Origin of the sequence: Streptococcus sp. SO4 (assembly GCF_030440055.1) — a bacterium.
GTDB lineage: Bacteria > Bacillota > Bacilli > Lactobacillales > Streptococcaceae > Streptococcus > Streptococcus nidrosiense.
On sequence record NZ_JAQFJI010000001.1, the window covers coordinates 70,352 to 94,253 of the forward strand.

The 23,902-nt window shown below is 37.1% G+C and carries 25 protein-coding genes; 22 read left to right on the plus strand and 3 right to left on the minus strand.

Annotation, left to right across the window (positions count from 1 at the left end; all coding sequences use genetic code 11):
- The first annotated feature begins 98 nt into the window (after nt 1-98).
- The 4 genes from PCY08_RS00350 to PCY08_RS00365 all read left to right on the plus strand — a co-directional run bounded on the left by PCY08_RS00350 (nt 99) and on the right by PCY08_RS00365 (nt 4,073).
- Nucleotides 99-1,298, plus strand: a complete 1,200-nt coding sequence (locus PCY08_RS00350) for an MFS transporter (protein WP_301559067.1) — start codon at nt 99-101, stop codon at nt 1,296-1,298.
- A gap of 67 nt (nt 1,299-1,365) precedes the next feature.
- Nucleotides 1,366-2,133, plus strand: coding sequence for an epoxyqueuosine reductase QueH (locus PCY08_RS00355; protein ID WP_301559068.1), 768 nt, complete (start codon nt 1,366-1,368; stop codon nt 2,131-2,133).
- A 296-nt stretch (nt 2,134-2,429) separates the two neighbouring features.
- Nucleotides 2,430-3,203: a class I SAM-dependent methyltransferase gene (locus PCY08_RS00360; protein ID WP_045763551.1), complete on the plus strand. Its 774-nt coding sequence runs from the start codon at nt 2,430-2,432 to the stop codon at nt 3,201-3,203.
- Nucleotides 3,204-3,215: 12 nt separating this feature from the next.
- On the plus strand, nt 3,216-4,073 hold the full coding sequence (locus tag PCY08_RS00365; protein ID WP_301559069.1) for an Rgg/GadR/MutR family transcriptional regulator: 858 nt from the start codon (nt 3,216-3,218) through the stop codon (nt 4,071-4,073).
- A gap of 323 nt (nt 4,074-4,396) precedes the next feature.
- Here the strand turns inward: PCY08_RS00365 and PCY08_RS00370 are convergent, their stop codons facing one another.
- The 3 genes from PCY08_RS00370 to PCY08_RS00380 form a co-directional block, all read right to left on the minus strand.
- Nucleotides 4,397-4,930: a DUF402 domain-containing protein gene (locus tag PCY08_RS00370; RefSeq protein WP_000775325.1), complete on the minus strand. Its 534-nt coding sequence runs from the start codon at nt 4,928-4,930 to the stop codon at nt 4,397-4,399.
- Between the two features lie 88 nt (nt 4,931-5,018).
- Nucleotides 5,019-5,795 (minus strand): recombination regulator RecX, encoded by a 777-nt coding sequence (recX, locus tag PCY08_RS00375; RefSeq protein ID WP_301559070.1) that lies wholly within the window; start codon nt 5,793-5,795, stop codon nt 5,019-5,021.
- 10 nt (nt 5,796-5,805) lie between these two features.
- The gene (locus PCY08_RS00380; RefSeq protein WP_045763548.1) at nt 5,806-6,579 is read right to left on the minus strand and encodes an aminoglycoside 3'-phosphotransferase; all 774 of its coding nucleotides are present in this window, start codon (nt 6,577-6,579) and stop codon (nt 5,806-5,808) included.
- Nucleotides 6,580-6,634: 55 nt separating this feature from the next.
- On the opposite strand from PCY08_RS00380, the gene rlmD reads away from it, so the two are divergent.
- From rlmD to PCY08_RS00470, 18 genes are all read left to right on the plus strand, one after another.
- Entirely contained in the window at nt 6,635-8,002 is a 1,368-nt protein-coding gene (rlmD, locus tag PCY08_RS00385) for a 23S rRNA (uracil(1939)-C(5))-methyltransferase RlmD (RefSeq protein WP_045763547.1), read from the plus strand.
- 117 nt (nt 8,003-8,119) lie between these two features.
- Nucleotides 8,120-8,878: a triose-phosphate isomerase gene (tpiA, locus tag PCY08_RS00390; RefSeq protein WP_045763546.1), complete on the plus strand. Its 759-nt coding sequence runs from the start codon at nt 8,120-8,122 to the stop codon at nt 8,876-8,878.
- 124 nt (nt 8,879-9,002) lie between these two features.
- Nucleotides 9,003-10,739, plus strand: a complete 1,737-nt coding sequence (locus PCY08_RS00395; protein ID WP_045763545.1) for an ABC transporter ATP-binding protein — start codon at nt 9,003-9,005, stop codon at nt 10,737-10,739.
- A 10-nt stretch (nt 10,740-10,749) separates the two neighbouring features.
- Entirely contained in the window at nt 10,750-12,531 is a 1,782-nt protein-coding gene (locus PCY08_RS00400; RefSeq protein WP_301559071.1) for an ABC transporter ATP-binding protein, read from the plus strand.
- Nucleotides 12,532-12,680: 149 nt separating this feature from the next.
- The gene (locus PCY08_RS00405; protein ID WP_016466667.1) at nt 12,681-13,199 is read left to right on the plus strand and encodes a DNA starvation/stationary phase protection protein; all 519 of its coding nucleotides are present in this window, start codon (nt 12,681-12,683) and stop codon (nt 13,197-13,199) included.
- A gap of 127 nt (nt 13,200-13,326) precedes the next feature.
- Complete coding sequence (locus PCY08_RS00410) at nt 13,327-13,833, plus strand: dihydrofolate reductase (RefSeq protein ID WP_301559072.1); 507 nt, start codon at nt 13,327-13,329, stop codon at nt 13,831-13,833.
- Nucleotides 13,833-14,003: a hypothetical protein gene (locus PCY08_RS00415; RefSeq protein WP_000442255.1), complete on the plus strand. Its 171-nt coding sequence runs from the start codon at nt 13,833-13,835 to the stop codon at nt 14,001-14,003. The genes PCY08_RS00410 and PCY08_RS00415 overlap by 1 nt, the downstream gene beginning before the upstream one ends.
- A 31-nt stretch (nt 14,004-14,034) precedes the next feature.
- Complete coding sequence (clpX, locus tag PCY08_RS00420; RefSeq protein ID WP_006145154.1) at nt 14,035-15,267, plus strand: ATP-dependent Clp protease ATP-binding subunit ClpX; 1,233 nt, start codon at nt 14,035-14,037, stop codon at nt 15,265-15,267.
- 8 nt (nt 15,268-15,275) lie between these two features.
- The gene (gene yihA, locus PCY08_RS00425; RefSeq protein ID WP_045763541.1) at nt 15,276-15,863 is read left to right on the plus strand and encodes a ribosome biogenesis GTP-binding protein YihA/YsxC; all 588 of its coding nucleotides are present in this window, start codon (nt 15,276-15,278) and stop codon (nt 15,861-15,863) included.
- Nucleotides 15,864-15,872: 9 nt separating this feature from the next.
- A complete protein-coding gene (locus PCY08_RS00430) occupies nt 15,873-16,253 on the plus strand; it encodes a RidA family protein (RefSeq protein ID WP_001140424.1) in 381 nt (126 codons plus the stop codon).
- 51 nt (nt 16,254-16,304) lie between these two features.
- Nucleotides 16,305-17,195, plus strand: a complete 891-nt coding sequence (rapZ, locus tag PCY08_RS00435) for an RNase adapter RapZ (protein WP_045763540.1) — start codon at nt 16,305-16,307, stop codon at nt 17,193-17,195.
- The gene (locus PCY08_RS00440) at nt 17,192-18,169 is read left to right on the plus strand and encodes a YvcK family protein (protein ID WP_045763539.1); all 978 of its coding nucleotides are present in this window, start codon (nt 17,192-17,194) and stop codon (nt 18,167-18,169) included. Before rapZ ends, PCY08_RS00440 begins: the two co-directional genes overlap by 4 nt.
- The gene (gene whiA / locus PCY08_RS00445; RefSeq protein ID WP_045763538.1) at nt 18,166-19,077 is read left to right on the plus strand and encodes a DNA-binding protein WhiA; all 912 of its coding nucleotides are present in this window, start codon (nt 18,166-18,168) and stop codon (nt 19,075-19,077) included. The genes PCY08_RS00440 and whiA overlap by 4 nt, the downstream gene beginning before the upstream one ends.
- 305 nt (nt 19,078-19,382) lie before the next feature.
- Nucleotides 19,383-20,078 carry a lantibiotic protection ABC transporter ATP-binding protein gene (locus tag PCY08_RS00450; RefSeq protein ID WP_045763537.1) on the plus strand — a complete coding sequence of 232 codons (696 nt, stop codon included), beginning with the start codon at nt 19,383-19,385 and terminating at the stop codon, nt 20,076-20,078.
- A gap of 3 nt (nt 20,079-20,081) precedes the next feature.
- Nucleotides 20,082-20,819 (plus strand): lantibiotic immunity ABC transporter MutE/EpiE family permease subunit, encoded by a 738-nt coding sequence (locus PCY08_RS00455; RefSeq protein ID WP_045763536.1) that lies wholly within the window; start codon nt 20,082-20,084, stop codon nt 20,817-20,819.
- Entirely contained in the window at nt 20,819-21,556 is a 738-nt protein-coding gene (locus PCY08_RS00460) for a lantibiotic immunity ABC transporter MutG family permease subunit (protein WP_045763535.1), read from the plus strand. The genes PCY08_RS00455 and PCY08_RS00460 overlap by 1 nt, the downstream gene beginning before the upstream one ends.
- A 19-nt stretch (nt 21,557-21,575) precedes the next feature.
- Entirely contained in the window at nt 21,576-22,235 is a 660-nt protein-coding gene (locus PCY08_RS00465; protein ID WP_045763534.1) for a response regulator transcription factor, read from the plus strand.
- On the plus strand, nt 22,226-23,605 hold the full coding sequence (locus PCY08_RS00470; RefSeq protein ID WP_045763533.1) for a sensor histidine kinase KdpD: 1,380 nt from the start codon (nt 22,226-22,228) through the stop codon (nt 23,603-23,605). Before PCY08_RS00465 ends, PCY08_RS00470 begins: the two co-directional genes overlap by 10 nt.
- Nucleotides 23,606-23,902: the final 297 nt, after the last annotated feature.

A 23,902-nucleotide genomic window follows, 5' to 3' on the forward strand; every position in this document is an offset into this window, starting at 1 on the left:
TTGAGTATTACTTTAAATGAAAGAGGTGGAGAAAATGTAGGCAACTCTAAGTAAGTCTTTTAGAAATACTCATATTATATATTGAAAGAGAGAAAACGATGTTTAAAAGAACTTACAAAGGCAATATTCCACTCCTGGCAGGTCTGGAATTCACTTCTTATTTTGGAATTACCAGTTTTTGGATTATATTTTTCATTCAAAATGGTCTTTCCTTACTTCAAATTGGTCTATTGGAAAGTATCTTTCACGGTACAAGTCTCTTGTGTGAAATCCCGTCTGGTATGTTGGCCGATCGATTTAGCTACAAGACCAATCTCTATTTGGCTCGCTTGGCTAGTATTGTGTCCTCTATCTTGATTTTGTTTGGTCAGGGGAATTTTTGGATTTATGCTTTTGCTATGATGGTCAACGCTTGGTCTTATAATTTTGATTCGGGGACCAGTACCGCTTTCTTATATGATTCAGCAGTTGAAGCAGGTCAAAAGGACCGATATCTTCAGATTTCTAGTTTTTTGTCTGGTGTGGCAGAAGTCACCCGAACCTTAGGTACAGTTGTGGCAGGCTTCTTTATTCACGGAGCATTGGCTTGGACCTATCTGATTGCTATTGGATTTTCATTTCTTTCTATAATCTTGATTTATTTGATGAAAGAACCAATGGCTAAGAGAGAGAAAAACGAAGCCTTAACTTTTAAAACGATTGTCCTGCAAGTTCGAAAAGAATGGCAGGAAAAACCAGTACTCTTTTATTGGATGATGACTTATCAGCTAGTTGGAACACTCATGTGCATGTTTTACTTTTATTATCAGCAGAAAATAAGTGATTTAGCAGGGTGGCAGGTTTCACTAGTCATGCTGATTGGTAGTGGCTTAAATCTTATAGCAGTTTATGTAGCCAGTCAAATCGGTAAAAAATGGAATAGCAATCGAGTTTTTCCGACGCTTGTTTCACTAACGGGCTTGGCCTTACTATTGGTGTTTTCTGGAACCCCCTTTGCTTTTCTTCTCGTATATCTTTTGACCGATACACTCTATGCAGTTTATCAGCCGATCTATTTCAATGACTTACAAGGCTATTTACCGTCCAGTGTGAGAGCAACTATGCTTAGTATCAATTCTATGCTCTTTAGTCTTTCCATGATTGTCGTATTTCCACTGACAGGCTGGATGATTGATCGTTGGGGTCTTGTAGCTGTCTTTTTAGTTCTAGGTCTTATCTTGCTTTTAACTTGTCCTATCTTAATAATCAGTCTGACAAGGATGGGCAAGCTATTAGATAAGGACTTAATAACTGAGTAAAGCACGAAAACCTATTTGCTCAAAGGATCATCCTGTGGTACAATAGCAAGAGGAAAAGGAGAAGAGTATGATCGATGTAGAAGAAATTCTAAGTAAGATGAATCCCAATCAAAAGATCAACTTTGACCGTGTCATGCAAAAGATGGTTCAAGTTTGGGAAAAAAATGAAGAGAGACCAACCATTCTCATGCACGTCTGTTGTGCTCCTTGTAGCACCTATACTTTAGAGTATTTGACCAAGTATGCAGATGTGACTATCTATTTTGCTAATTCAAATATCCATCCTAAAGCTGAGTATCACAAGCGTGCCTATGTGACAAAAAAGTTTGTCAGCGATTTCAATGAACGAACTGGCAACAAGGTTCAATATCTAGAAGCACCCTATGAACCCAACGAATACCGTCAGCTGGTCAGAGGTTTGGAAGAAGAACCTGAAGGTGGGGATCGTTGCAAGGTTTGTTTTGACTATCGTTTGGACAAGACAGCGCAAGTGGCTATGGACTTAGGATTTGATTACTTTGGTTCTGCCCTAACCATCAGCCCTCACAAAAATTCACAAACCATCAATAGTATCGGGATTGATGTGCAGAAAATCTACACCACTCATTATCTTCCGAGTGATTTTAAGAAAAATCAAGGCTATAAACGCTCTGTAGAAATGTGTGAAGAGTATGACATTTATCGCCAATGTTATTGTGGCTGTGTCTATGCTGCTCAAGCACAGAATATTGATTTAGTACAGGTCAAGAAGGATGCAACAGCCTTTATGGTAGATAAGGATATCGAAAAAGACTATTCGCATATCAAGTTCACTGTTACGAAGTTAGATATTTAAAGGGAAACCTGCCTAATGTGGCAGGTTTTTTGCTAGGGAAAAGCGAAAGACAGAAATTGATGGACTAATCTATGAATTCCTAATCCTAGGATCTCAATCCTTTAATAAATCAGTGCCTCTTAAAACTTGTGGATGAAAAATGAAGTTTTGTTTAAAAGAGTTTTTTGGAATTTAGAAGACCAAAAAATAGTTCAATACTGTGGTAAAATTATTCTTTTTTGCATTTATACAACTTATTTTACACTACCTTTATTCTTGTGATATAATGTCAAATTATAGAGTGGAGGTCATTTAGAATGATTGATAAAGTAATTGAACAATATAAAAATCATAATAATCTTGATATTCGAGTAGAATTGCATAAGAAGTATTCTAAAAATAGATTGGGATTTAACAATTGGATTTTTTCTAACTACCAACTCACTGGTGAGTTAAAGATACTAGAATTGGGATGTGGTACAGGAGAACTGTGGAAAAGTAATCTTGATTCTATAGACAAGATGAAGCAATTGATTATAACGGATTTTTCTAATGACATGGTAGAAACTACGAAGTTAGTGATTGGAAATAGAGATAATGTCAACTATGAAAGAATGGATATCCAAAATATTTCTTTTAAAAATGAAACTTTTGATATTGTTATTGCTAATATGCTTCTACATCATGTAAATGACATTGATAAAGCTATCTCTGAAGTGAATAGAGTATTAAAAAAAGGAGGAATTTTTTATTGTGCTACATTTGGTGAAAATGGAGTTGTAGATTATTTGGCAAGCTTATTTAAAGATGTAGTTAATCAAAATTTGGAAAATAAAACTTTTACTTTACAAAATGGGAAAGCTTTTTTAAATAGGTATTTTGACACTGTGGAAAAATTAATTTATGATGATGAGCTACAGGTGACAAGTATAGACGATCTAGTTCAATATATTCAATCCTTGAAAGGAATTTCCGAAATAGGTTCACTAGAAGAGGAAATAATTCGTAATAGATTGGAAAGTGAGTTTAATAATGGTATGTTGATTATTCCTAAAGAATATGGTATGTTTATCGCTCGAAAAGAGAGTTAAGGGAACGAAATTGTGAAAAATTACGGAGAAGCTTTTAGATATTTTAGAAAATTAAACGGATATTCTTTAGAGTATGCTGCAGCTGATTCTATATCAAAATCTCAACTCTCTAGATTTGAAAGGGGAGAAAATGAAATTTCTCTTTCAACGTTTTTTGAATTATTATCAAATATCAATGTTTCGATCGAGAATTTTTGTAATTATCTAGAACATTATAAAAGATCGGAGCTTGATGATTTTTTGGTTAATTTATCTCCAAATTTTTATAGTTTGAATACTAAAGGATTGGAGGAAATAAAAAATGAGCAACAAAAACTTTTTGAGAAGAGTGGAGAAAAAACTTATAGAATAAATACAATTATGGTTCAGGGACTATTAAATCAGATAGATTGTAATTATGTAGTTAGTAGAGATGATCTAAATTTAGTATATGACTATTTATTCCAGAAGGAACGCTGGGAGTCCTATGAGATAGCGCTGATTGGTAATTTATATCATCTTTTTGAAATAGATTATATCTACAGGGTCGGAAAAGAAATACTAGAGCGTACACATTATTACGAAAAAATCGGTAAGAATAGAAATTTAGTTGTGTCAGCTTGTTTAAATTTTTGGTTCTGTTGCCTTGAAAATTCACATCTATCATATGCAGACTACTTTGAAATGAAATTAAGAAAATTATTAAAAGATGACACAAAAGTCTTTGAAAAATCTACATTCAAGTTTGTAGAAGGATATAAAATCTACCTGATAGAATCTAAAGAATCTGGAATTAAACAAATGCAAAATGTCATTAAATATTTTGAGTTTATTGAATCTAAAAATATTGCTTTATATTTTCAAAAACGATTAAATGAGCTGGTAGATTAATAGCATTTTCTCTGTTAAGGTATCCTTTTAAAAAGTTGTACTAAAAGATTGATGTTATATTGAAATACAAAAACTAAATATTTTGATACGAAGGTGATCTGAATTCTTTTAAAGCAATCATCTTCGTATTTTTGTATTAAACGATATAAGTTTGTTGTAAACTTATAAGGAACAAAGAAATTAAAAAAGTATTAGTCTATCCATTTATTTTGTATATCTCGCGAATTCTATCATAATGGATTTATTCCTTTTTGTGTTTACACAACTTATTTTACACTACCAAAAAAACGAGGTCAGGATTTTAATCCTGACCTCTGACAACTTTACCGATTCTTTAGTTCTACGTAGCGTTTGTACCAAATGTTGACATAGGCTTCTGAGAAAGGACCTCGCTCATTGTTAATCCAATCAACAAGAATCTTAACATGCTCTTTCAGAATATAGTCTAGATCAGAAGAATACTTCATTTTTCGCTTATGTCGTTCATACTCCTCAACGTCCAAGAGGCGTTTTTCACCATCTGTAAAAACTTTAACATCCAAATCATAGTCAATGTATTTTAAAGCTTCTTCATCCAGATAGTAAGGACTTGCCATATTGCAGTAGTAGGAGATACCATTTTCACGAATCATAGCGATAATATTAAACCAATATTTCTTGTGAAAGTAAACAATAGCCGGTTCTCGAGTCACCCAACGACGACCGTCACTTTCGGTAACAAGTGTGTGGTCGTTGACGCCGATAATAGCGTTCTCTGTTGTTTTTAGTACCATGGTGTCTCGCCAAGTACGGTGGAGACTCCCATCATGCTTATAACTTTGAATTGTAATAAAGTCGCCTTCTTTTGGAAGTTTCATAACTAACCAACTTTCTACAATTTATAAGTTTATCGTTTACTATTGTATCACATTTTTGTTTAAAGTTCTTAGTTTTTTCATGAAAAAATTAAAGATATTCTCTGAGAGCACTGGCTATATCCGAAAAATCAAAGCCTTTTCGTGCTAAAGCTTGGGTCAAACGTTGTTTCAGTTCGTATCCTTCATACTTTCGTGAATATTTCCGATACTGCTTGTCTAACTCTTTAAAAATAAGTTCCTGAACGGTTTCTTCTTCGACCTGGCTATCCAATTGGTCAAAGGCTGTTTTGGCTTCTGTGTAGGAAAATCCTTTATTGGTCAGGCTTTGGATAATCTTATCCTGAAGAGCGCGGGCAGGTAACTTCCCCTGGTATTTTTTCAGTAGTTTTTCCGCTGTGCGCTCTGCGACTTCCGTCATATCAAATTCTTGTATGACTTCTTGGATAATGGATTTAGCAACGCCTTTTTGAGAAATCTTCTGCATCAGCATATAGCTTCCCTTATCTCCTGAAAGCTGATTGGAATTGATGATGGCATAAGCATATTGGCGATCATTGATCCAATTATCATCTTTTAAAGACTGGATAACTTTGGGGATGATGTTCTCATTAACTTCATGTTTGGCAAGATAATCTTTAACTTCTTTTTCAGTGCGAGCCTTGAAGGATAAGTGGTAGAGAGCTAGATTTTTACTGTAGGAAAATTGCGCAAATAATTTAATCTCAGTTAGTTCTTCAGCTGAGATCTCTTTCCCTTTTGTCAACATAAAGCGCACAATGGTATCCTCTGTAATGTAGCAGGTTTGGTCGCTATCAAGCTCAAGTAGAAAGAGTCTTTTTTTCTTTTCAAGTTTTGTGATTTTCATGGTTTACCTCTTATCCAAATGCTTCGAAGGCAGCAACGAGTCGAAGTTTATTGCTATCAACCAGTTCCCTCCCGTAATAGTCGAGAAATAGTTCAGCATATTTGGGATCTTTTAAGTTGTAATTGAGGGACCAAATAGCCCAAAAGAGATCGATATGCCGATCACTGAAATCAGCCGAACCAAGGTCAATAAAACAAGAGAAATGGCTGGCATCTTTAAGAATAAAGTTCGGTAGACAGGCATCCCCGTGAATAAAGGCATCTGTTTTTAAAAGGTGCCCTTGTTCTTGGATGAGTTGGAAGGCCTCTTCGCGACTGTTAATCTGGAATTGGGGTAGGAGCGCCTTGGCATAGAACTCCCCTTTTTCATAGTTTTTAAAGGCTCTTTCTTTATAGGCTTTTAAATGATTTTCTGATGGAAAATTTTGTGGGTTTAAGTTGTGAAGCTTTTTAAGAGCCTCTGCCATGGTTCGGCAGATTTTTTCTGGCTGGTCTAAAAAAGCGAGAGCATCATGACCAATAGCCTCTTTAGTCAGGAGGTAGTCTTTATCTGTAGATAGATAGTGGATGACTGGAGTTCCTATTCCCTCTTGTTCAAACCAACTCGCAATGCTAGTTTCTCGCTCTAAACTTCCCTTTTGATCAATTTTTAAATAGTAACCTGAATCAAGATAGAGAACTCTTGCGCCTGAATGAGAAGAGCTGTCCGATAGGTTTGCCTCCTCTATATAAGTTCGTAATTGCTCAGGAAAATCCAATGAGGAAAAAGATATCTTTGTATTCATGGTTTTATTGTAACATATTCTTAACCATTGAGAAACTACGTGGTATAATAGACTTATGAATCTAAAAGTCAAACAAAAAATTCCATTAAAAATCAAGCGCATGGGGATTAACGGGGAAGGAATCGGATTTTACCAGAAAACCCTCGTTTTTGTTCCAGGAGCCCTCAAGGGAGAAGATATCTATTGTCAGGTGACTTCGGTTAAGCGTAACTACGTTGAGGCTAAGCTGCTTGAGGTCAATAAAAAATCTAAGTTTCGAGTGGTTCCAGACTGTACTATTTATAATGAGTGTGGTGGTTGTCAGATCATGCATCTACATTATGATAAGCAGCTGGAGTTCAAGACAGATCTTCTCCATCAAGCTCTGAAGAAATTTGCCCCTGCTGGCTATGAAAACTTTGAGATTAGACCAACTATTGGCATGCAGAAACCAAAGTATTATAGGGCTAAACTGCAATTTCAAACACGAAAGTTTAAAGGTCAAGTCAAGGCAGGTTTGTATGCTCAGAATTCCCATTATTTGGTCGAGTTAAAGGACTGCCTGGTTCAAGATAAGGAGACACAAGCTATTGCCAATCGCATTGCTGAACTCTTGACTTACCATCAAATTCCGATTACGGATGAACGGAAAATCCTTGGGGTTCGAACCATCATGGTTCGTCGAGCACGGAAAACTGGGCAAGTTCAGATTATCATTGTGACCAATCGCCAATTGAATTTGACTCAATTTGTGAAAGACCTAGTCAAGGATTATCCTGAAGTAGTGACTGTCGCAGTCAATACCAATACTGCTAAAACTAGTGAAATTTATGGGGACAAGACGGAGATTATTTGGGGGCAGGATAGTATACGCGAGGGTATTCTAGATTATGAATTCTCTCTTTCACCTCGAGCATTTTATCAGCTTAATCCTGAACAGACTGAAATTCTCTATAGTGAAGCCGTTAAGGCCTTGGACATTACTGAGAACGACCATCTGATTGATGCTTATTGTGGTGTTGGGACCATTGGTTTTGCCTTTGCGAAAAAAGTCAAAAGTTTGAGAGGAATGGATATTATTCCAGAAGCTATTGAGGATGCCAAAGAAAATGCTAAGCGTATGGGGTATACCAATACCCACTATGAAGCAGGAACTGCAGAAGAAATTATCCCTCGTTGGTACAAGGAAGGCTATCGTGCTGATGCCTTGATTGTGGACCCGCCACGTACAGGTTTAGATGACAAACTCTTGGATACCATCGTCACATACGCTCCTGAAAAGATGGTCTACGTTTCCTGCAATGTGTCTACCTTGGCGCGTGATTTAGTCCGATTGCTAGAGGTTTATGACCTGCATTATATCCAGTCCGTTGACATGTTTCCACACACGGCTAGAACAGAAGCAGTGGTCAAATTAACGAGGCGCAAGCCAGCTTTTAAATAGAAATGGCAACTGGAAAGTTTTTGAAAAGAAGACTTCTAGTTACAGAGTAAGATTTGCAAGCTATCTATAAATATGATAAAATAAGTAGAAAATAAAATGAAAAAAGAGGTATGTGAAATGTCACGTAAACCATTTATCGCTGGTAACTGGAAAATGAACAAAAACCCAGAAGAAGCAAAAGCATTCGTTGAAGCTGTAGCATCAAAACTTCCTTCATCAGACCTTGTTGAAGCTGGTATCGCAGCTCCTGCTCTTGACTTGACAACTGTTCTTGCTGCTGCTAAAGGTTCAAACCTTAAAGTTGCTGCTCAAAACTGCTACTTTGAAAATGCTGGTGCTTTCACTGGTGAAACTAGCCCTCAAGTTTTGAAAGAAATCGGTACTGACTACGTTGTTATCGGTCACTCAGAACGTCGTGACTACTTCCACGAAACAGACGAAGACATCAACAAAAAAGCAAAAGCAATCTTCGCTAACGGTATGCTTCCAATCATCTGTTGTGGTGAGTCACTTGAAACTTACGAAGCTGGTAAAGCAGCAGAATTCGTAGGTGCTCAAGTTTCAGCTGCTCTTGCTGGATTGACTGCAGAACAAGTAGCTTCAACAGTTATCGCTTATGAGCCAATCTGGGCTATCGGTACTGGTAAATCTGCTTCACAAGATGACGCACAAAAAATGTGTAAAGTTGTTCGTGACGTTGTAGCTGCTGACTTCGGTCAAGAAGTAGCTGACAAAGTACGTGTTCAATACGGTGGTTCAGTTAAACCTGAAAACGTTGCTGAATACATGGCTTGTCCAGACGTTGACGGAGCTCTTGTTGGTGGTGCATCACTTGACCCAGAAAGCTTCTTGGCATTGCTTGACTTTGTAAAATAAGCCTTAAATATCTGAGACAGACAGTTCCCTCTCTTGAGGTTTTGGCTGCCTGTCTTCTTTTTAGTAAAATGGCGTGCGAAAGCACGCTCTTTTCTGCATTTTAGAAGAAAAAGAAAGGAGAATTATGCTGTATATTTGGTCTTATCTCAAACGCTATCCCAAGTGGTTAGTGTTAGACTTTCTCGGGGCAATTTTCTTTGTCATTGTCAATCTAGGTTTACCAACAGTTTTAGCCCGCATGATTGACCAGGGAATCAACCAAGGTGATCAGGATAAACTCTATTTTTGGGCCGTAATCATGTTGGTTATTATCGTCTTGGGAACATTTGGACGGGTTGTTCTGGCTTATGCGGCTAGTAAATTGACCACCAATATGGTCAAGGATATGCGAAATGATGTTTATGCTAAGTTACAAGAGTATTCTCATCACGAATATGAACAAATCGGTGTGTCTTCACTAGTTACTCGTATCACCAGTGATGCCTTTGTCCTCATGCAGTTTGCGGAACAAACGCTTAAGTTGGGTGTTATCACACCCATGATGATGCTATCAAGTATTCTCATGATTTTCTTGACGAGTCCTTCACTAGCCTGGATTGTCGCTTTTTCCGTTCCTTTTCTAGCTGTAGTAGTCATTTATGTGGCGGTCAAAACGCGTCCCTTATCTGAAAAACAACAGAAAACACTGGATAAGATTAACCAGTATGTCCGTGAAAATTTGATGGGGCTACGAGTGATTCGTGCCTTTGCTCGTGAAGATTTCCAAGAAAAACGTTTTGAAGAGAAAAATGCAATCTATGCAGACAATTCGAATCGCTTGTTCAAATTGACTGGTTTGACGGAACCACTTTTTGTGCAAATCATTATTGCCATGATTGTAGCTATCGTTTGGTTTGCTTTGGATCCTCTCAAGCACGGCAGTTTGCAGATTGGGGATTTAGTAGCCTTCATCGAGTATAGTTTCCACGCCCTCTTGTCCTTCCTCTTCTTGTCAAACCTCTTTACCATGTATCCACGTACTGCTGTATCTAGCGAGCGTTTGAAGGAAATCATGGACATGCCCATTTCCATTGATCCAAACGAGGATGGAGTTCAAGAAACAGAAACACATGGTTACTTAGAATTTGATAATGTGACCTTTGCTTATCCTGGGGAAACAGAAAGCCCTGTTTTGCATAACATTTCCTTTACTGCTAAACCGGGAGAAACCATTGCATTTATCGGCTCAACTGGTTCAGGTAAGTCTACTCTGGTTCAATTGATTCCTCGTTTTTACGATGTTACGCTAGGGAAAATTAAGGTCGATGGTGTTGATGTACGGGATTACCGTCTCAAATCACTCCGTCAGAAGATTGGATTTATTCCACAAAAAGCCTTGCTCTTTACTGGGACTATCGCAGACAATCTCCGCTATGGGAAAGAAGATGCCAGTCATGAGGACTTGCACCAAGCAGCTGATGTAGCCCAAGCCAAAGACTTTATCGAAAGTCGAGAAGAAGGTTTTGCAACGCATCTGGCCGAAGGGGGAAGCAACCTATCAGGTGGTCAGAAACAACGCTTGTCGATTGCCCGCGCAGTCATCAAGGGTCCAGACATCTACATCTTTGACGATTCCTTCTCAGCCTTGGACTATCGTACAGATGCTATTTTACGCCGTCGTCTCAAGGAAGTGACGCAAGATGCTACGGTATTGATTGTCGCGCAACGTGTTGGAACCATTATGGATGCTGACCAGATCATTGTCCTTGATAAGGGTGAAATCGTTGGTCGTGGCCGTCATGAAGAATTGATGGAAACCAATGACATCTATCGAGAAATTGCTGAGTCGCAGCTGAAAAATGCGTCTCTGACAGAAGAATAGGAGGTAAAGGATGAAACAACAATCTAGTCTAGCTCGTCTATGGAGCTATTTAAAAGCCTATCGATTTTCTGTTTTCTTTGCAGTCTTCTTGAAAATAGTCAGCGTCATTATGAGTGTTATCGAGCCTTTCGTATTAGGGCTTGCCATCACAGAATTAACCAGCAATCTCCTTGCCATGGCAAATGGTGTTGCAGGAGCGGGTATCAATACCAGCTATATCGCAGTGATTCTAGTGATCTATCTCTTGCGTGGGCTTCTCTATGAGTTGGGTTCTTATTACTCAAACTACTTTATGACCAATGCGGTACAGTCCATGATACAGGATTTGCGAAATGAAATGAGTGAAAAAATCAACCGCATCCCTGTGTCCTACTTTGATAAGCATCAGTTTGGAGATTTGTTAGGTCGTTTTACAAGTGACGTTGAGACTGTTTCGAACGCTCTACAACAATCTTTCTTACAGATTGTCAATGCAGTCTTTACCATTCTTTTTGTTATGGGAATGGTCCTCTATCTAAATCTTCAGTTAGCTATCATTGTTATCTTGTCGATTCCGATAACTTATTTTGGGGCTAAAACAATTCTGAATCGTTCGCAACCATACTTTAAACAGCAAGCAGCCATTCTAGGACGTATGAATGGATTTGTACAAGAAAACTTGACAGGTTTCAATGTCCTCAAACTTTTTGGCCGTGAAGAAAACTCTCAAGAGAGATTTGAGAAGATTACGGATGAATTGCAACAAGTTGGATTCAAGGCGAGCTTTATTTCAGGATTGATGATGCCGGCCTTACACATTGTATCTGACTTAACTTATCTGATAGTCGCTGTCCTAGGAGGATTGCAGGTTATTGCAGGCCGCTTAACCATCGGTAATATGCAGGCTTTCGTTCAGTATGTGTGGCAGGTCAGTCAACCGATCCAAAATATCACTCAATTAGCAGGACAAATGCAAAGTGCCAAATCTTCACTTGACCGTGTCTTTGAAGTTTTGGATGAAGAGGAAGAAGTCCAAGCTGCTGAAGTAAAAGACTTGGCACCATTGACAGGTCAAGTTAGCTTCAAGAATGTTGATTTTCAATATGTGGAAAATAAACCATTGATTCGCAATTTCAACCTAGATGTTAAACCTGGAGAGATGGTAGCTATCGTTGGACCTACTGGAGCAGGTAAAACAACCTTGATCAACCTGCTTATGCGTTTTTACGATGTGACAGCTGGTGCCATTTTAGTGGATGAGCAAGATATTCGTGACCTGTCTCGTCAGGACTACCGTCGTCAGTTTGGGATGGTCCTACAGGATGCCTGGCTCTATGAAGGCAGTATCAAGGAAAATCTTCGCTTTGGAAATCTTGATGCAACAGATGAGGAAATCGTTGAAGCGGCTAAGGCTGCCAATGTTGACCACTTTATCCGCACCCTTCCTGGTGGCTACAACATGGAGATGAACCAAGAGTCAAGTAATATATCTCTTGGCCAAAAACAGTTGTTGACTATCGCGCGTGCACTCTTGGCTGATCCAAAAATTCTAATCCTTGACGAAGCGACCTCATCAGTTGATACACGTTTAGAACTCTTGATTCAAAAGGCCATGAAGCGTTTGATGAAGGGGAGAACAAGCTTTGTTATCGCCCATCGACTTTCTACTATTCAGGAAGCGGACAAGATTTTGGTGCTGAAAGATGGACAGATTATCGAACAAGGAAATCATGAAAGTCTCTTAGCTGCAAAAGGTTTCTATTATGACCTTTATCAAAGTCAATTTTCTAGTAAAAACAGAGAAAATAGCTAGGATAAATAGCCACTCATTTTCTTAAATTATCAGTCAATTACAACTTTTTTAATATGGGTTAATTTTCTTGCTTTTGTCTACTAGGTGTAGTATACTGAGGTAGTAATCAATAAATATGGTTGCAAAAATAATATTATGAGGTGAGAAAAATGGTAGAATTGAAAAAAGAAGCAGTAAAAGATGTAGCAACATTAACTAAACCAGCGGCAGAAGCGCTAGTAAATACAAAGGAAGTTTTGAATCAAGCCGTAGCTGACTTGTACGTAGCACATATCGCTCTTCATCAAGTACACTGGTACATGCGTGGACGTGGATTCATGGTATGGCATCCTAAGATGGATGAATACATGGATAGTCTAGATGCTTACCTTGATGAAATCAGCGAACGCTTGATTACACTTGGTGGCAAACCATACTCTACTTTGACAGAATTCCTTCAACACAGTGAAATCGAAGAAGGAGTTGGAGAATTCCGTAACGTAGAAGAAAGTTTGGAACGTGTCCTTGAAATTTATCGTTACCTTATCACTCTTTTCCAAAAAGCTTTGGATGTAACTGATGAAGAAGGTGATGATGTAACCAATGATATCTTCGTTGGTGCTAAGGCAGATCTTGAAAAAACAGTCTGGATGCTTGCAGCAGAATTAGGACAAGCACCTGGTTTGTAAGATACTGTATTTTTCTAAAAATCCGTAGAAGTTTTCTACGGATTTTTTCTATTCAAGAGGGCATTCCAAAACAGTCTTTTTTGAAGATTTTTGATAAAATAGAACTATCAATGAAAAGGATGAAAGCATGACAAAAAAAATCGTAGCCATTTGGGCTCAAGATGAAAAGGGTGTAATCGGGAAAGAGGATCGTTTACCTTGGCATTTGCCAGCAGAGTTAAAACATTTTAAAGAAACAACCTTGAATCATGCCATTTTAATGGGACGTGTAACCTTTGATGGAATGGGACGACGTTTGCTTCCAGGACGTGAAACCTTGATTTTGACGCGCAATCCTGAAGAAGCAATCGATGGTGCTCTGGTTTTCCAAAATGTTGAGGATGTTTTAGACTGGTATCATCATCAGGCTAAGAATCTCTATATCCTTGGTGGCAAGCAGATTTTTCAGCTTTTTGAACCTTATCTCGATGAGATTATTGTGACACAAATCCATGCTCAAGTTGAAGGGGATACTTATTTCCCAGCAGATTTTGACTTGACAGTTTTTGAGACTCTTGCAAGCAAATCTTATTCCAAAGATGAGAAAAATGTCTATGATTTTACCATCGAATATAGAAAGAGAAAGGAAGTCTAATGGAGCGTAGTATTTTTGGATTTTTTACAGCTCTTTTGTGTGCTGTCTGTCTTGTAGCTGGAACACACGCTTTTCGTAAAAAGCGCTTTGGACTTGCTACTCTACTTTGGCTTAATGCTTTTACAAACTTGGTGAATAGCATTCATGCTTTTTATATGACCTTATTTTAGATAGAAAAATCATTTAGAACGGAAGGGAATCATGCCTACAAATAGGAAAAATGATATGATGGTTTATTGCTCATTTTGTGGCAAAAGCCAAGAAGAAGTTAAAAAAATAATCGCTGGGAACAACGCTTTTATCTGTAATGAGTGTGTGGAGTTAGCCCAGGAAATCATTCGTGAGGAGTTGGCAGAGGAAGTCCTGGCAGACTTGTCTGAAGTACCAAAACCAATCGAACTCTTAAACATCTTGAACCACTATGTGATTGGTCAAGATCGTGCCAAACGTGCCTTGGCAGTGGCTGTATATAACCACTACAAACGCATCAATTTCCATGACACTCGTGAAGAGTCAGAAGATGTGGATTTGCAAAAATCAAACATTTTGATGATTGGCCCAACTGGTTCAGGGAAGACTTTCCTTGCTCAAACTCTTGCTAGAAGTTTGAATGTACCATTTGCCATTGCAGATGCAACAGCTCTTACTGAGGCTGGTTATGTTGGTGAGGACGTGGAGAATATCCTCCTCAAACTCTTGCAAGCAGCTGACTTTAACATCGAACGTGCAGAACGTGGGATTATCTACGTGGATGAAATTGACAAGATTGCCAAGAAGAGCGAGAACGTGTCTATCACACGTGACGTTTCTGGTGAAGGGGTGCAACAAGCCCTCCTCAAGATTATTGAAGGTACAGTAGCAAGTGTTCCTCCACAAGGTGGACGCAAACATCCACAACAAGAGATGATTCAAGTAGATACTAAGAATATTCTCTTCATTGTTGGTGGAGCCTTCGATGGCATCGAAGAGATTGTCAAACAGCGTCTTGGTGAAAAAGTTATCGGTTTTGGACAAAACAACAAGGCCATTGACGAAAACAGCTCATACATGCAAGAAATCATCGCAGAAGATATTCAAAAATTCGGAATTATTCCTGAGTTGATTGGGCGTTTGCCTGTCTTTGCAGCCTTGGAGCAGTTGACCGTAGATGATTTGGTTCGCATCTTGAAGGAGCCAAGAAATGCCTTGGTCAAACAATACCAGACCTTACTTTCTTATGATGATGTTGAGCTTGAATTTGACGACGAAGCCCTCCAGGAAATTGCCAACAAAGCTATCGAACGCAAAACTGGTGCGCGTGGTCTTCGCTCAATCATTGAAGAAACCATGCTAGACGTTATGTTTGAAGTTCCAAGCCAAGAAAATGTGAAAACAGTTCGTATCACAAAAGAAGCGGTTGACGGAACGGCTAAGCCAATTCTAGAGACAGCCTAGAGGTGACTATGGAAATCAATACACAAAATGCTGAGATTTTGCTGAGTGCAGCCAACAAGTCCCACTATCCGCAGGATGAACTTCCTGAAATTGCTCTTGCAGGTCGCTCAAATGTTGGGAAGTCAAGCTTCATCAACACCATGCTTAATCGTAAGAATCTAGCTCGTACTTCTGGAAAACCAGGAAAAACACAACTACTCAATTTCTTTAATATTGATGACAAGATGCGTTTTGTGGATGTGCCTGGTTATGGTTATGCCCGTGTTTCCAAAAAGGAACGTGAAAAATGGGGTCGTATGATTGAAGAGTACTTGACTACTCGAGAAAATCTTCGAGCGGTTGTTAGTCTTGTAGACCTTCGCCATGATCCGACGGCTGATGATGTACAGATGTACGAATTTCTTAAATATTACGAAATTCCTGTCATCATTGTGGCGACTAAAGCAGATAAGATTCCGCGTGGTAAATGGAATAAGCACGAATCAGCTATTAAAAAGAAATTAAACTTTGATCCAAGTGATGATTTCATCCTCTTTTCTTCAGTGACAAAAGCAGGAATGGACCAAGCTTGGGATGCTATTTTAGAAAAATTGTGAGGAATACAAATGGCAAAAACAATTCATACAGATAAAGCTCCAAAGGCAATTGGACCTTACGTTCAAGGAAAAATCGTTGGCAACCTTTTGTTTGCTAGCGGTCAAGTACCTCTATCTCCTGAAACTGGAGAAATCGTAGGAGAAACGATCCAAGAACAGACTGAACAAGTTTTGAAAAACATTGGAGCTATTTTGGCAGAAGCGGGAACGGATTTTGACCATGTTGTTAAAACAACTTGCTTCTTGAGTGATATGAACGACTTTGTACCTTTCAATGAGGTATACCAAACAGCCTTTAACAAGGAATTTCCAGCTCGTTCAGCTGTAGAAGTAGCTCGTCTTCCTCGCGATGTAAAAGTCGAAATTGAAGTCATCGCAGAGATTGGATAAGCGAGTTGAAGTTTGGTTCTTCCAAACTTCTTTTGATATAAGGAGACAAAGATGACAAAGAAACAACTTCACCTGGTGATTGTTACAGGGATGAGTGGTGCAGGGAAAACTGTAGCCATTCAATCTTTTGAAGATTTAGGATATTTTACGATTGATAATATGCCGCCTGCCCTCTTACCAAAGTTTTTGCAGTTGGTTGAGACCAAGGATGATGATCATAAGTTGGCCCTAGTAGTGGATATGCGTAGTCGTTCCTTCTTCTCAGAGATTCAGGCTGTCTTGGATGAATTGGAAAACCAAGATGATTTAGACTTTAAAATCCTCTTTTTGGATGCGGCAGATAAGGAATTGGTGGCACGCTATAAGGAAACTAGAAGAAGCCACCCTCTGGCAGCAGATGGTCGTATTTTGGACGGAATTAAGCTGGAACGTGAACTCTTGGCACCATTAAAAAATATGAGTCAAAACGTGGTAGACACGACAGAGTTAACTCCACGTGAACTTCGTAAGACCATTGCAGAGCAGTTTTCGGACCAAGAACAGGCTCAGTCCTTCCGTATTGAGGTTATGTCTTTCGGGTTTAAATATGGCATTCCTATTGATGCTGACTTGGTATTTGATGTCCGTTTCCTCCCAAATCCCTACTATCTACCAGAACTCCGTAATCAGACAGGTGAGGACCAGGCAGTTTATGATTATGTTATGAATCATGAGGAATCTGAAGATTTCTACCGTCATTTGTTAGCCTTAATTGAACCAATTCTACCAGGTTATAAAAAAGAAGGAAAATCTGTTTTAACCATTGCAGTGGGTTGTACAGGTGGGCAACACCGAAGCGTTGCCTTCGCTAAACGATTAGCCAATGATTTGGCGAAAAATTGGCCTGTAAACGAAAGCCATCGTGATAAAGACCGAAGAAAGGAAACGGTAAACCGTTCATGAGAAAACCAAAAATTACGGTGATTGGTGGAGGAACTGGAATCCCTGTTATTTTAAAAAGTTTACGGGAAAGAGATGTGGACATTGCAGCCATTGTAACTGTTGCTGATGACGGAGGTTCTTCAGGTGAGCTGCGTAAAAATATGCAGCAGTTGACACCACCTGGAGATTTACGCAATGTGCTTGTTGCCATGTCAGATATGCCAAAGTTCTATGAGAAGGTTTTTCAATACCGCTTTTCGGAGGATGCAGGTGCCTTTGCTGGACATCCGCTGGGGAATATTCTCATAGCAGGGCTTTCTGAAATGCAGGGTTCAACCTATAACGCCATGCAATTGCTGAGTAAATTTTTCCATACGACAGGTAAGATTTATCCATCTAGTGATCATCCCTTGACCTTGCATGCAGTCTTTAAAGATGGTTCAGAAGTAGCTGGGGAAAGTCATATTGCAGACCATCCAGGCATGATTGACCATGTTTATGTTACCAATACCCTGAATGATGAAAAACCGCAGGCTAGCCGTCGAGTTGTCAATACCATTCTTGAGAGTGATATGATTGTCTTAGGGCCTGGTTCACTCTTTACCTCCATTTTGCCGAATATTGTCATTGAAGAGATTGGACAAGCCCTTCTTGAAACCAAAGCAGAGGTGGCTTATGTTTGCAATATCATGACCCAACGTGGTGAGACTGAGCATTTTACAGATAGTGATCATGTGGAAGTCTTGCATCGTCATCTTGGTCGCCCCTTTATTGATACCGTACTTGTTAATATCGAAAAGGTTCCAAGAGACTATATGGACACCAACCGTTTCGATGAGTATCTAGTTCAGGTTGAGCATGATTTCGATGGTTTGCATCAACAAGTCCCCCGTGTCATTTCATCCAACTTCCTACGCTTGGAAAATGGTGGTGCCTTCCATGATGGGGATTTAATCGTGGATGAATTAATGCGCATCATACAGGTGAGAAAATGAGTTTCACAGTAGCAGTAAAAGAAGAAATCCTAGGTCAACACCACCTGAGTCGCTATGAGTTATCAGCCATTATCAAGATGTCTGGAAGCGTAGGTTTGTCTAGTTCTGGCTTGACCTTGTCCGTTGTTACAGAGAGTGCCAAGCTTGCCCGCCATCTCTATGAATCGTTCTTGCACTTTTATGGTATCAAGTCGGAGATTCGTCATCATCAGAGAAGTAATCTTCGAAAAAATCGGGTCTATACTGTGTTTACAGATGAGCAAGTTCAAGAACTTTTAGCGGATTTGCGTCTGGCTGATTCTTTCTTTGGTCTGGAGACGGGAATTGATCCAGATATTTTAGGAGATGAAGAAGCAGGTCGTGCCTATCTCTGTGGTGCATTTTTAGCAAATGGGAGTATTCGGGATCCCGAGTCAGGCAAGTATCAGCTGGAAATTAGTTCAGTTTATCTAGATCATGCCCAAGGGATCGTTTCGCTCTTACAGCAGTTCTTGTTAGATGCCAAGGTGATTGAACGAAAAAAAGGTGCAGTGACCTATCTCCAGCGAGCAGAAGATATTATGGATTTCCTGATTTTAGTAGGAGCTATGCAGGCACGTGATACTTTTGAAGGTGTTAAGATTCTCCGAGAAACTCGAAATGACCTCAATCGTGCCAATAATGCAGAGACAGCTAATATTGCTCGTACGGTTTCAGCGAGTATGAAAACCATCAACAATATCAGTAAAATCAAAGATAGAATTGGTTTGGATAATCTGCCAGCAGACTTGCAGGAAGTTGCCCGTCTGCGTATCCAGCATCCAGACTATTCTATTCAAAAGTTGGCAGATAGTCTGACCAATCCCTTAACCAAAAGTGGTGTCAATCATCGCCTGAGAAAGATCAACAAAATCGCAGAGGAACTGTAAAATATAATATATTGATGTTCAAAAAAGATATATCGAGATTGATGTTTAAAAATTTTTAAAATAACCTCAAATTTAAAAAATTCTACTGAAGTTTCATTCAGTAGAATTTTCATTTTCATAGGATTCGTTGTTTTAAGAGATTAAGGTTCTAGATAGAATACTAAAAATTTCAAATTTTTTTTTTAATCTTCATTAAATTGCGTAGTTATAGTTTTCTTAAAAATTAATAGATAATTATGTATTTTCTTTATAAAATCTTTAAATTTATATTTTATTATTGAAGTGTAAATTTAAGGAGGATCAAAATGGGAAAAAATATTTTAGAGACACGGAATTTGTCAAAGAAATTTGGGAATCAACTTGTAGTGAATAATATTTCATTACAAGTGAAAGAGAATTGTATCTACGGATTACTTGGTCCAAATGGTGCTGGGAAATCAACTACACTAAAGATGATAACAGGAATGCTCCACAAATCGTCCGGAGATATTATCTTTAATGATCATATATGGAGTAGAAAGGATCTCGAACAAATTGGTGCTTTGATAGAGTTACCTCCGTTGTATGAGAACTTAAGTGCAAAAGAAAATTTAAAAGTAAGAACAATGTTACTTGGATTACCTGAATCAAGAATTGATGAAGTTCTACAAATCGTTGGTCTATCAAATACAGGTAAAAAAAGAAGTGGAAAATTTTCTTTGGGAATGAAACAACGATTAGGAATTGCAATAGCACTGTTAAATAATCCTAAATTATTAATTTTAGATGAACCAACCAATGGCTTAGATCCATTGGGAATTCAAGAATTAAGGGAGATGATTCTTGGCTTCCCAAAACAAGGCATTACAGTAATTCTATCCAGCCATAATATTTCCGAAGTTGAGCAAGTTGCAGATTATATCGGGATAATATGTGAAGGTGAATTAAAATACCAAGATATAAAAGACTCTCAAGAAAGTTTAGAAAATTTATTTTTGGAAGTAGTAAAGAAGGAGAATTAAAAAATGATGAATTATATTCTTGGTGATTATTTAAAATATAAAAGAACTTTTTTAAAAAAAATAATCTATATAATACCTATATCTTTGATAATTTTATCTTATTTACTGGTACCACCATATTTTACAATAGATTCATATAATTGGTGGTATACTATAATTATGCCAATCACTTATGCACTGATTCCTGCTTTAATGAATCGATACGAAGATAAAAAAATAAAATATAGGGCAGTTTATCCTCTCAGTATTGATTTGCGAAAGATTTGGATATCAAAAATTATAGTGGCAAGCTGTTTGATTCTGATGGCCAGTTTGGTTCATTTGATAGCAGTTTTAATTGTACAATTTATTTTTGGAGATCAAATATTTTTAAGCTATAGCTTTAGTACTTTATTAGTCTCAAGTATATTATTAGTGGTATCAAGCATATGGCAAATTCCATTTTGTCTACTATTAGCTAAAAAGTTTGGTTTTTCTACTAGTCTTATGATAAATGGTTTATTAGGTGTTGCACTTGGAATTGTGTTTTCTGCTGGAAATTATTGGCTGTTATCTCCATATAGTTGGAGTATAAGAACGATGGTTCCAATGCTGAAAATTATGCCAAATGGACTACCAGCAGATGGAGGAAATATGATGTTAAACACATCAATTTTTCCTCCATGTATCTTCTCAATTCTGTTATTTCTTCTATTATCTTACTTATCATCTATTTGGTTTGCAAAACAGGAGGTAAGATAGTGATAAATATTTTAAAATCTGAGTTATATAAGATAAAACATACTTGGTTACCCTGGTTATATCTGTTACTCCCAATACTATTTGTGATTATGATATATGCTGGTTTTAAATTTACGGGCCTAAGTAGGTATTCAATAGAGGATGTCACATTAAATTATTTGATTACATTAGGTGCATTGTTCCCGATTGTTATTGGTTTCATTACTGCAAAGGTAATAGAAATGGAAGCAGAAGCTGGTTGCTTTCAAATAATGTTAACTGGTTCGCAATCAAGAACTAGTATGTATATTGGTAAGTTATTATCTTTATTGTTGTGTGCATCACTATCACTTATTTTACTCCAAAGTAGTTTTTTGATGCTTTTTAATTATAAAGAATTTTATGATTTGGTATTGGAATCAGTCTTAATGATTATAGGAGTTGTTCCGTTATATTTAATACATCTGGTTATTAGCCTCAGATTTGGGAGTGGAGCCTCTATTGGTCTTGGTTTCTTTGAAACTTTGATAGCTCTACTTGCTGTTACAAGTATGGGGGATAATATTTGGTATTACTTACCAAGTTCATGGCCTTCAAGGCTTTGTGGTCTTTATTTTGTAGATAAAATTTCAGGTGAAAACTCATTTTATTTTGAATTTTTTAAATGGTCTTTAGTTGCAACACCAATAATAGTTGTAATGTTATTTGGAAGTTTGATTTGGTTTAATAAATGGAACGGCAGAACTAATATGGAATAGAAATGAAGGTGGTAATAAGATGGTGAAAATATTAGCTATAGATGATGAAATGGATCTTTTGGTTTTAATCAAAAATATTTTAACACAAAAATTATATCATGTAGATATTTTTCAAAATCCAACAGAAGTACCTATTTCTAAATTATCAGAGTATGATTTAATCTTGTTAGATATAATGATGCCAAAAATCGATGGTATATCTTATTGTAAATCTATTAGAGATAGAGTAGACTGTCCCATCTTATTTTTAACTGCAAAATCTTTGGAAAGTGACATTGTTTCGGGTTTTTCAACAGGAGCTGATGATTACATTTTAAAACCTTTTGGAGTAAATGAATTAATTGCGAGAGTTGATGCCCATTTACGTCGAGAAAACCGAGAGAGACATTTAAGTTTAAATCTTGGAGAAATTAGATTTGATTTATCAGCGAATATAATTTATGTGAATGATAAGAAAATTCCTTTTACAAAATCTGAGTATCGAATTTGTGAACTTCTAGCACGTAGACGTGGACAAGTATTTTCAAAGGAACAGATTTATGAGATGATATTTGGATATGATGGAATAGGTAATTCTTCAGCTATTTCAGAACATATTAAAAATATTCGCGCAAAATTACAGAAGGAAGGTGTATCTCCAGTAGTAACTGTATGGGGGATTGGATATAAATGGGAATAAAATTAAAAGGGCAATCGCTAAAAATAATATTTTTAGAATATCTAATAAGTGTAGGAATTGTATTGTTTCTTTCATTTGGTTTAGTAATTCTGATGTTCACCACCATGTATTCATTAGGATTTATTTTACCTGCTGATTACACAGAAAATCAGATTTATGAGAGGAAGAATGCGATAGCCAATACAGAGACCTTTGATAAAAATCTTATACCAGATAATGCCTCATATCTATTAATTTCAAAGGATGGAAATATCATTACTAGTTCAATGAGTAAAGATGAAGAAGATCGAGCAATTCGATACTATAATAATGAGAGAGTATATAATACCCCATCTTATAGCTATATAGAAATTTTACGAAATGACGGTTATTGTATTATTCAATATTCAGTAAAACCCTATTTTACAAATAAATTCATGGCAAAATATTTTCCTAATGTCAATGTAGTGTATGTCAGTATTCTTATTTTAGTTAGTTTACTAAATACATTGGTTGTTACAATAGTATGGGCTAAATATCTTGTGAAACAACTCTCACCTATATTTGCTGCTTCCGAAAAAATATCAGAACAAACTTTAGATTTTGACCTGCATTATTCAAGAGTCAAAGAATTTAATGAAGTTCTATTTAGTTTAGAGAAAATGAGAAATGCTTTGCAAGAGTCATTAATCAAAGAGTGGATACAGGAAGAAAATAAGCAAAAACAGATTTCTGCTTTGATACATGACTTGAAAACCCCAGTATCTATTGTTCAAGGAAATGCTGAGTTGCTTAAAAAGACATCTGTGACAGAGGACCAGAGTATTTATATAGATTATATACTGAGGAATAGCAATAGAATATCTGAATATATAAAAACACTTCTAATCATGAATAAGAATTCTAATGCCACTGAATACCAGCCACAATCGTTGGCAGTAAAAACTGTATCAGAACAATTGGTAACAGTTTCTAAAGAACTAATGTCAATTAATTCTAACAATCTAAAAACTAATGTAGTAGTTGAAGATGGTATAATGAGTGTAGACTTGAAACTCTTAGAGAGAGCATTGCAAAATGTCTTAGCGAATTCAATTGAAAATAATAATGGAATAGTTACATTGGAATTGAATCTAAAAACTGTAGATGACTTTTTAGAAATATCAGTATTAGATAACGGGAAAGGTTTTTCTGATATCGATTTAATTCACGCAAAAGAACAGTTCTATCGTGGAGATTATAGCAGGCATTCTGCAACTAATTATGGTATTGGACTATTTATTACTGAACAAATAATCAAATTACATGGTGGATCAGTAATCTTGAAAAATAGAGAAGCTTGTCGTGGTGCTGAAGTTAAATTTATATTACCGATACAGAATGATAAATGAGCCATATTAACACTTAACTTATGTAATAATTAATCTAACAGCTCTAACATCAAACTTTATAACATGTTCATAACTGTATTTAACGTCAATTTGTAAATTTTAACTTCGAACTTTCACTACAAATTACACTAAGATAGAATATTATCTAGTATTACTCATACGGTGCACAGAGTTTGTTAGTCTGAATATGTCGGAATGAGGGGCAATATTAAAAAACTAATCAATAAGTATTAAACTTTCTATAAAAAGCAAATAAAGGTGGTTAGTGGAAAAGTTTTTAAAATCATAAAAACGCAT

Coding starts and splice junctions, on each gene's coding strand:
- PCY08_RS00380 (WP_045763548.1), bottom strand. CDS start 6,579: ATGAATACAAAGATATCTTTTTCCTCATTGGATTTTCCTGAGCAATTA.
- yihA (WP_045763541.1), top strand. CDS start 15,276: ATGGAAATCAATACACAAAATGCTGAGATTTTGCTGAGTGCAGCCAAC.
- PCY08_RS00405 (WP_016466667.1), top strand. CDS start 12,681: ATGGTAGAATTGAAAAAAGAAGCAGTAAAAGATGTAGCAACATTAACT.
- PCY08_RS00350 (WP_301559067.1), top strand. CDS start 99: ATGTTTAAAAGAACTTACAAAGGCAATATTCCACTCCTGGCAGGTCTG.
- PCY08_RS00470 (WP_045763533.1), top strand. CDS start 22,226: ATGGGAATAAAATTAAAAGGGCAATCGCTAAAAATAATATTTTTAGAA.
- clpX (WP_006145154.1), top strand. CDS start 14,035: ATGCCTACAAATAGGAAAAATGATATGATGGTTTATTGCTCATTTTGT.
- PCY08_RS00410 (WP_301559072.1), top strand. CDS start 13,327: ATGACAAAAAAAATCGTAGCCATTTGGGCTCAAGATGAAAAGGGTGTA.
- PCY08_RS00370 (WP_000775325.1), bottom strand. CDS start 4,930: ATGAAACTTCCAAAAGAAGGCGACTTTATTACAATTCAAAGTTATAAG.
- PCY08_RS00440 (WP_045763539.1), top strand. CDS start 17,192: ATGAGAAAACCAAAAATTACGGTGATTGGTGGAGGAACTGGAATCCCT.
- PCY08_RS00360 (WP_045763551.1), top strand. CDS start 2,430: ATGATTGATAAAGTAATTGAACAATATAAAAATCATAATAATCTTGAT.
- PCY08_RS00355 (WP_301559068.1), top strand. CDS start 1,366: ATGATCGATGTAGAAGAAATTCTAAGTAAGATGAATCCCAATCAAAAG.
- PCY08_RS00465 (WP_045763534.1), top strand. CDS start 21,576: ATGGTGAAAATATTAGCTATAGATGATGAAATGGATCTTTTGGTTTTA.
- PCY08_RS00395 (WP_045763545.1), top strand. CDS start 9,003: ATGCTGTATATTTGGTCTTATCTCAAACGCTATCCCAAGTGGTTAGTG.
- PCY08_RS00455 (WP_045763536.1), top strand. CDS start 20,082: ATGATGAATTATATTCTTGGTGATTATTTAAAATATAAAAGAACTTTT.
- PCY08_RS00430 (WP_001140424.1), top strand. CDS start 15,873: ATGGCAAAAACAATTCATACAGATAAAGCTCCAAAGGCAATTGGACCT.
- PCY08_RS00450 (WP_045763537.1), top strand. CDS start 19,383: ATGGGAAAAAATATTTTAGAGACACGGAATTTGTCAAAGAAATTTGGG.
- rapZ (WP_045763540.1), top strand. CDS start 16,305: ATGACAAAGAAACAACTTCACCTGGTGATTGTTACAGGGATGAGTGGT.
- recX (WP_301559070.1), bottom strand. CDS start 5,795: ATGAAAATCACAAAACTTGAAAAGAAAAAAAGACTCTTTCTACTTGAG.
- rlmD (WP_045763547.1), top strand. CDS start 6,635: ATGAATCTAAAAGTCAAACAAAAAATTCCATTAAAAATCAAGCGCATG.
- PCY08_RS00400 (WP_301559071.1), top strand. CDS start 10,750: ATGAAACAACAATCTAGTCTAGCTCGTCTATGGAGCTATTTAAAAGCC.
- tpiA (WP_045763546.1), top strand. CDS start 8,120: ATGTCACGTAAACCATTTATCGCTGGTAACTGGAAAATGAACAAAAAC.
- whiA (WP_045763538.1), top strand. CDS start 18,166: ATGAGTTTCACAGTAGCAGTAAAAGAAGAAATCCTAGGTCAACACCAC.
- PCY08_RS00415 (WP_000442255.1), top strand. CDS start 13,833: ATGGAGCGTAGTATTTTTGGATTTTTTACAGCTCTTTTGTGTGCTGTC.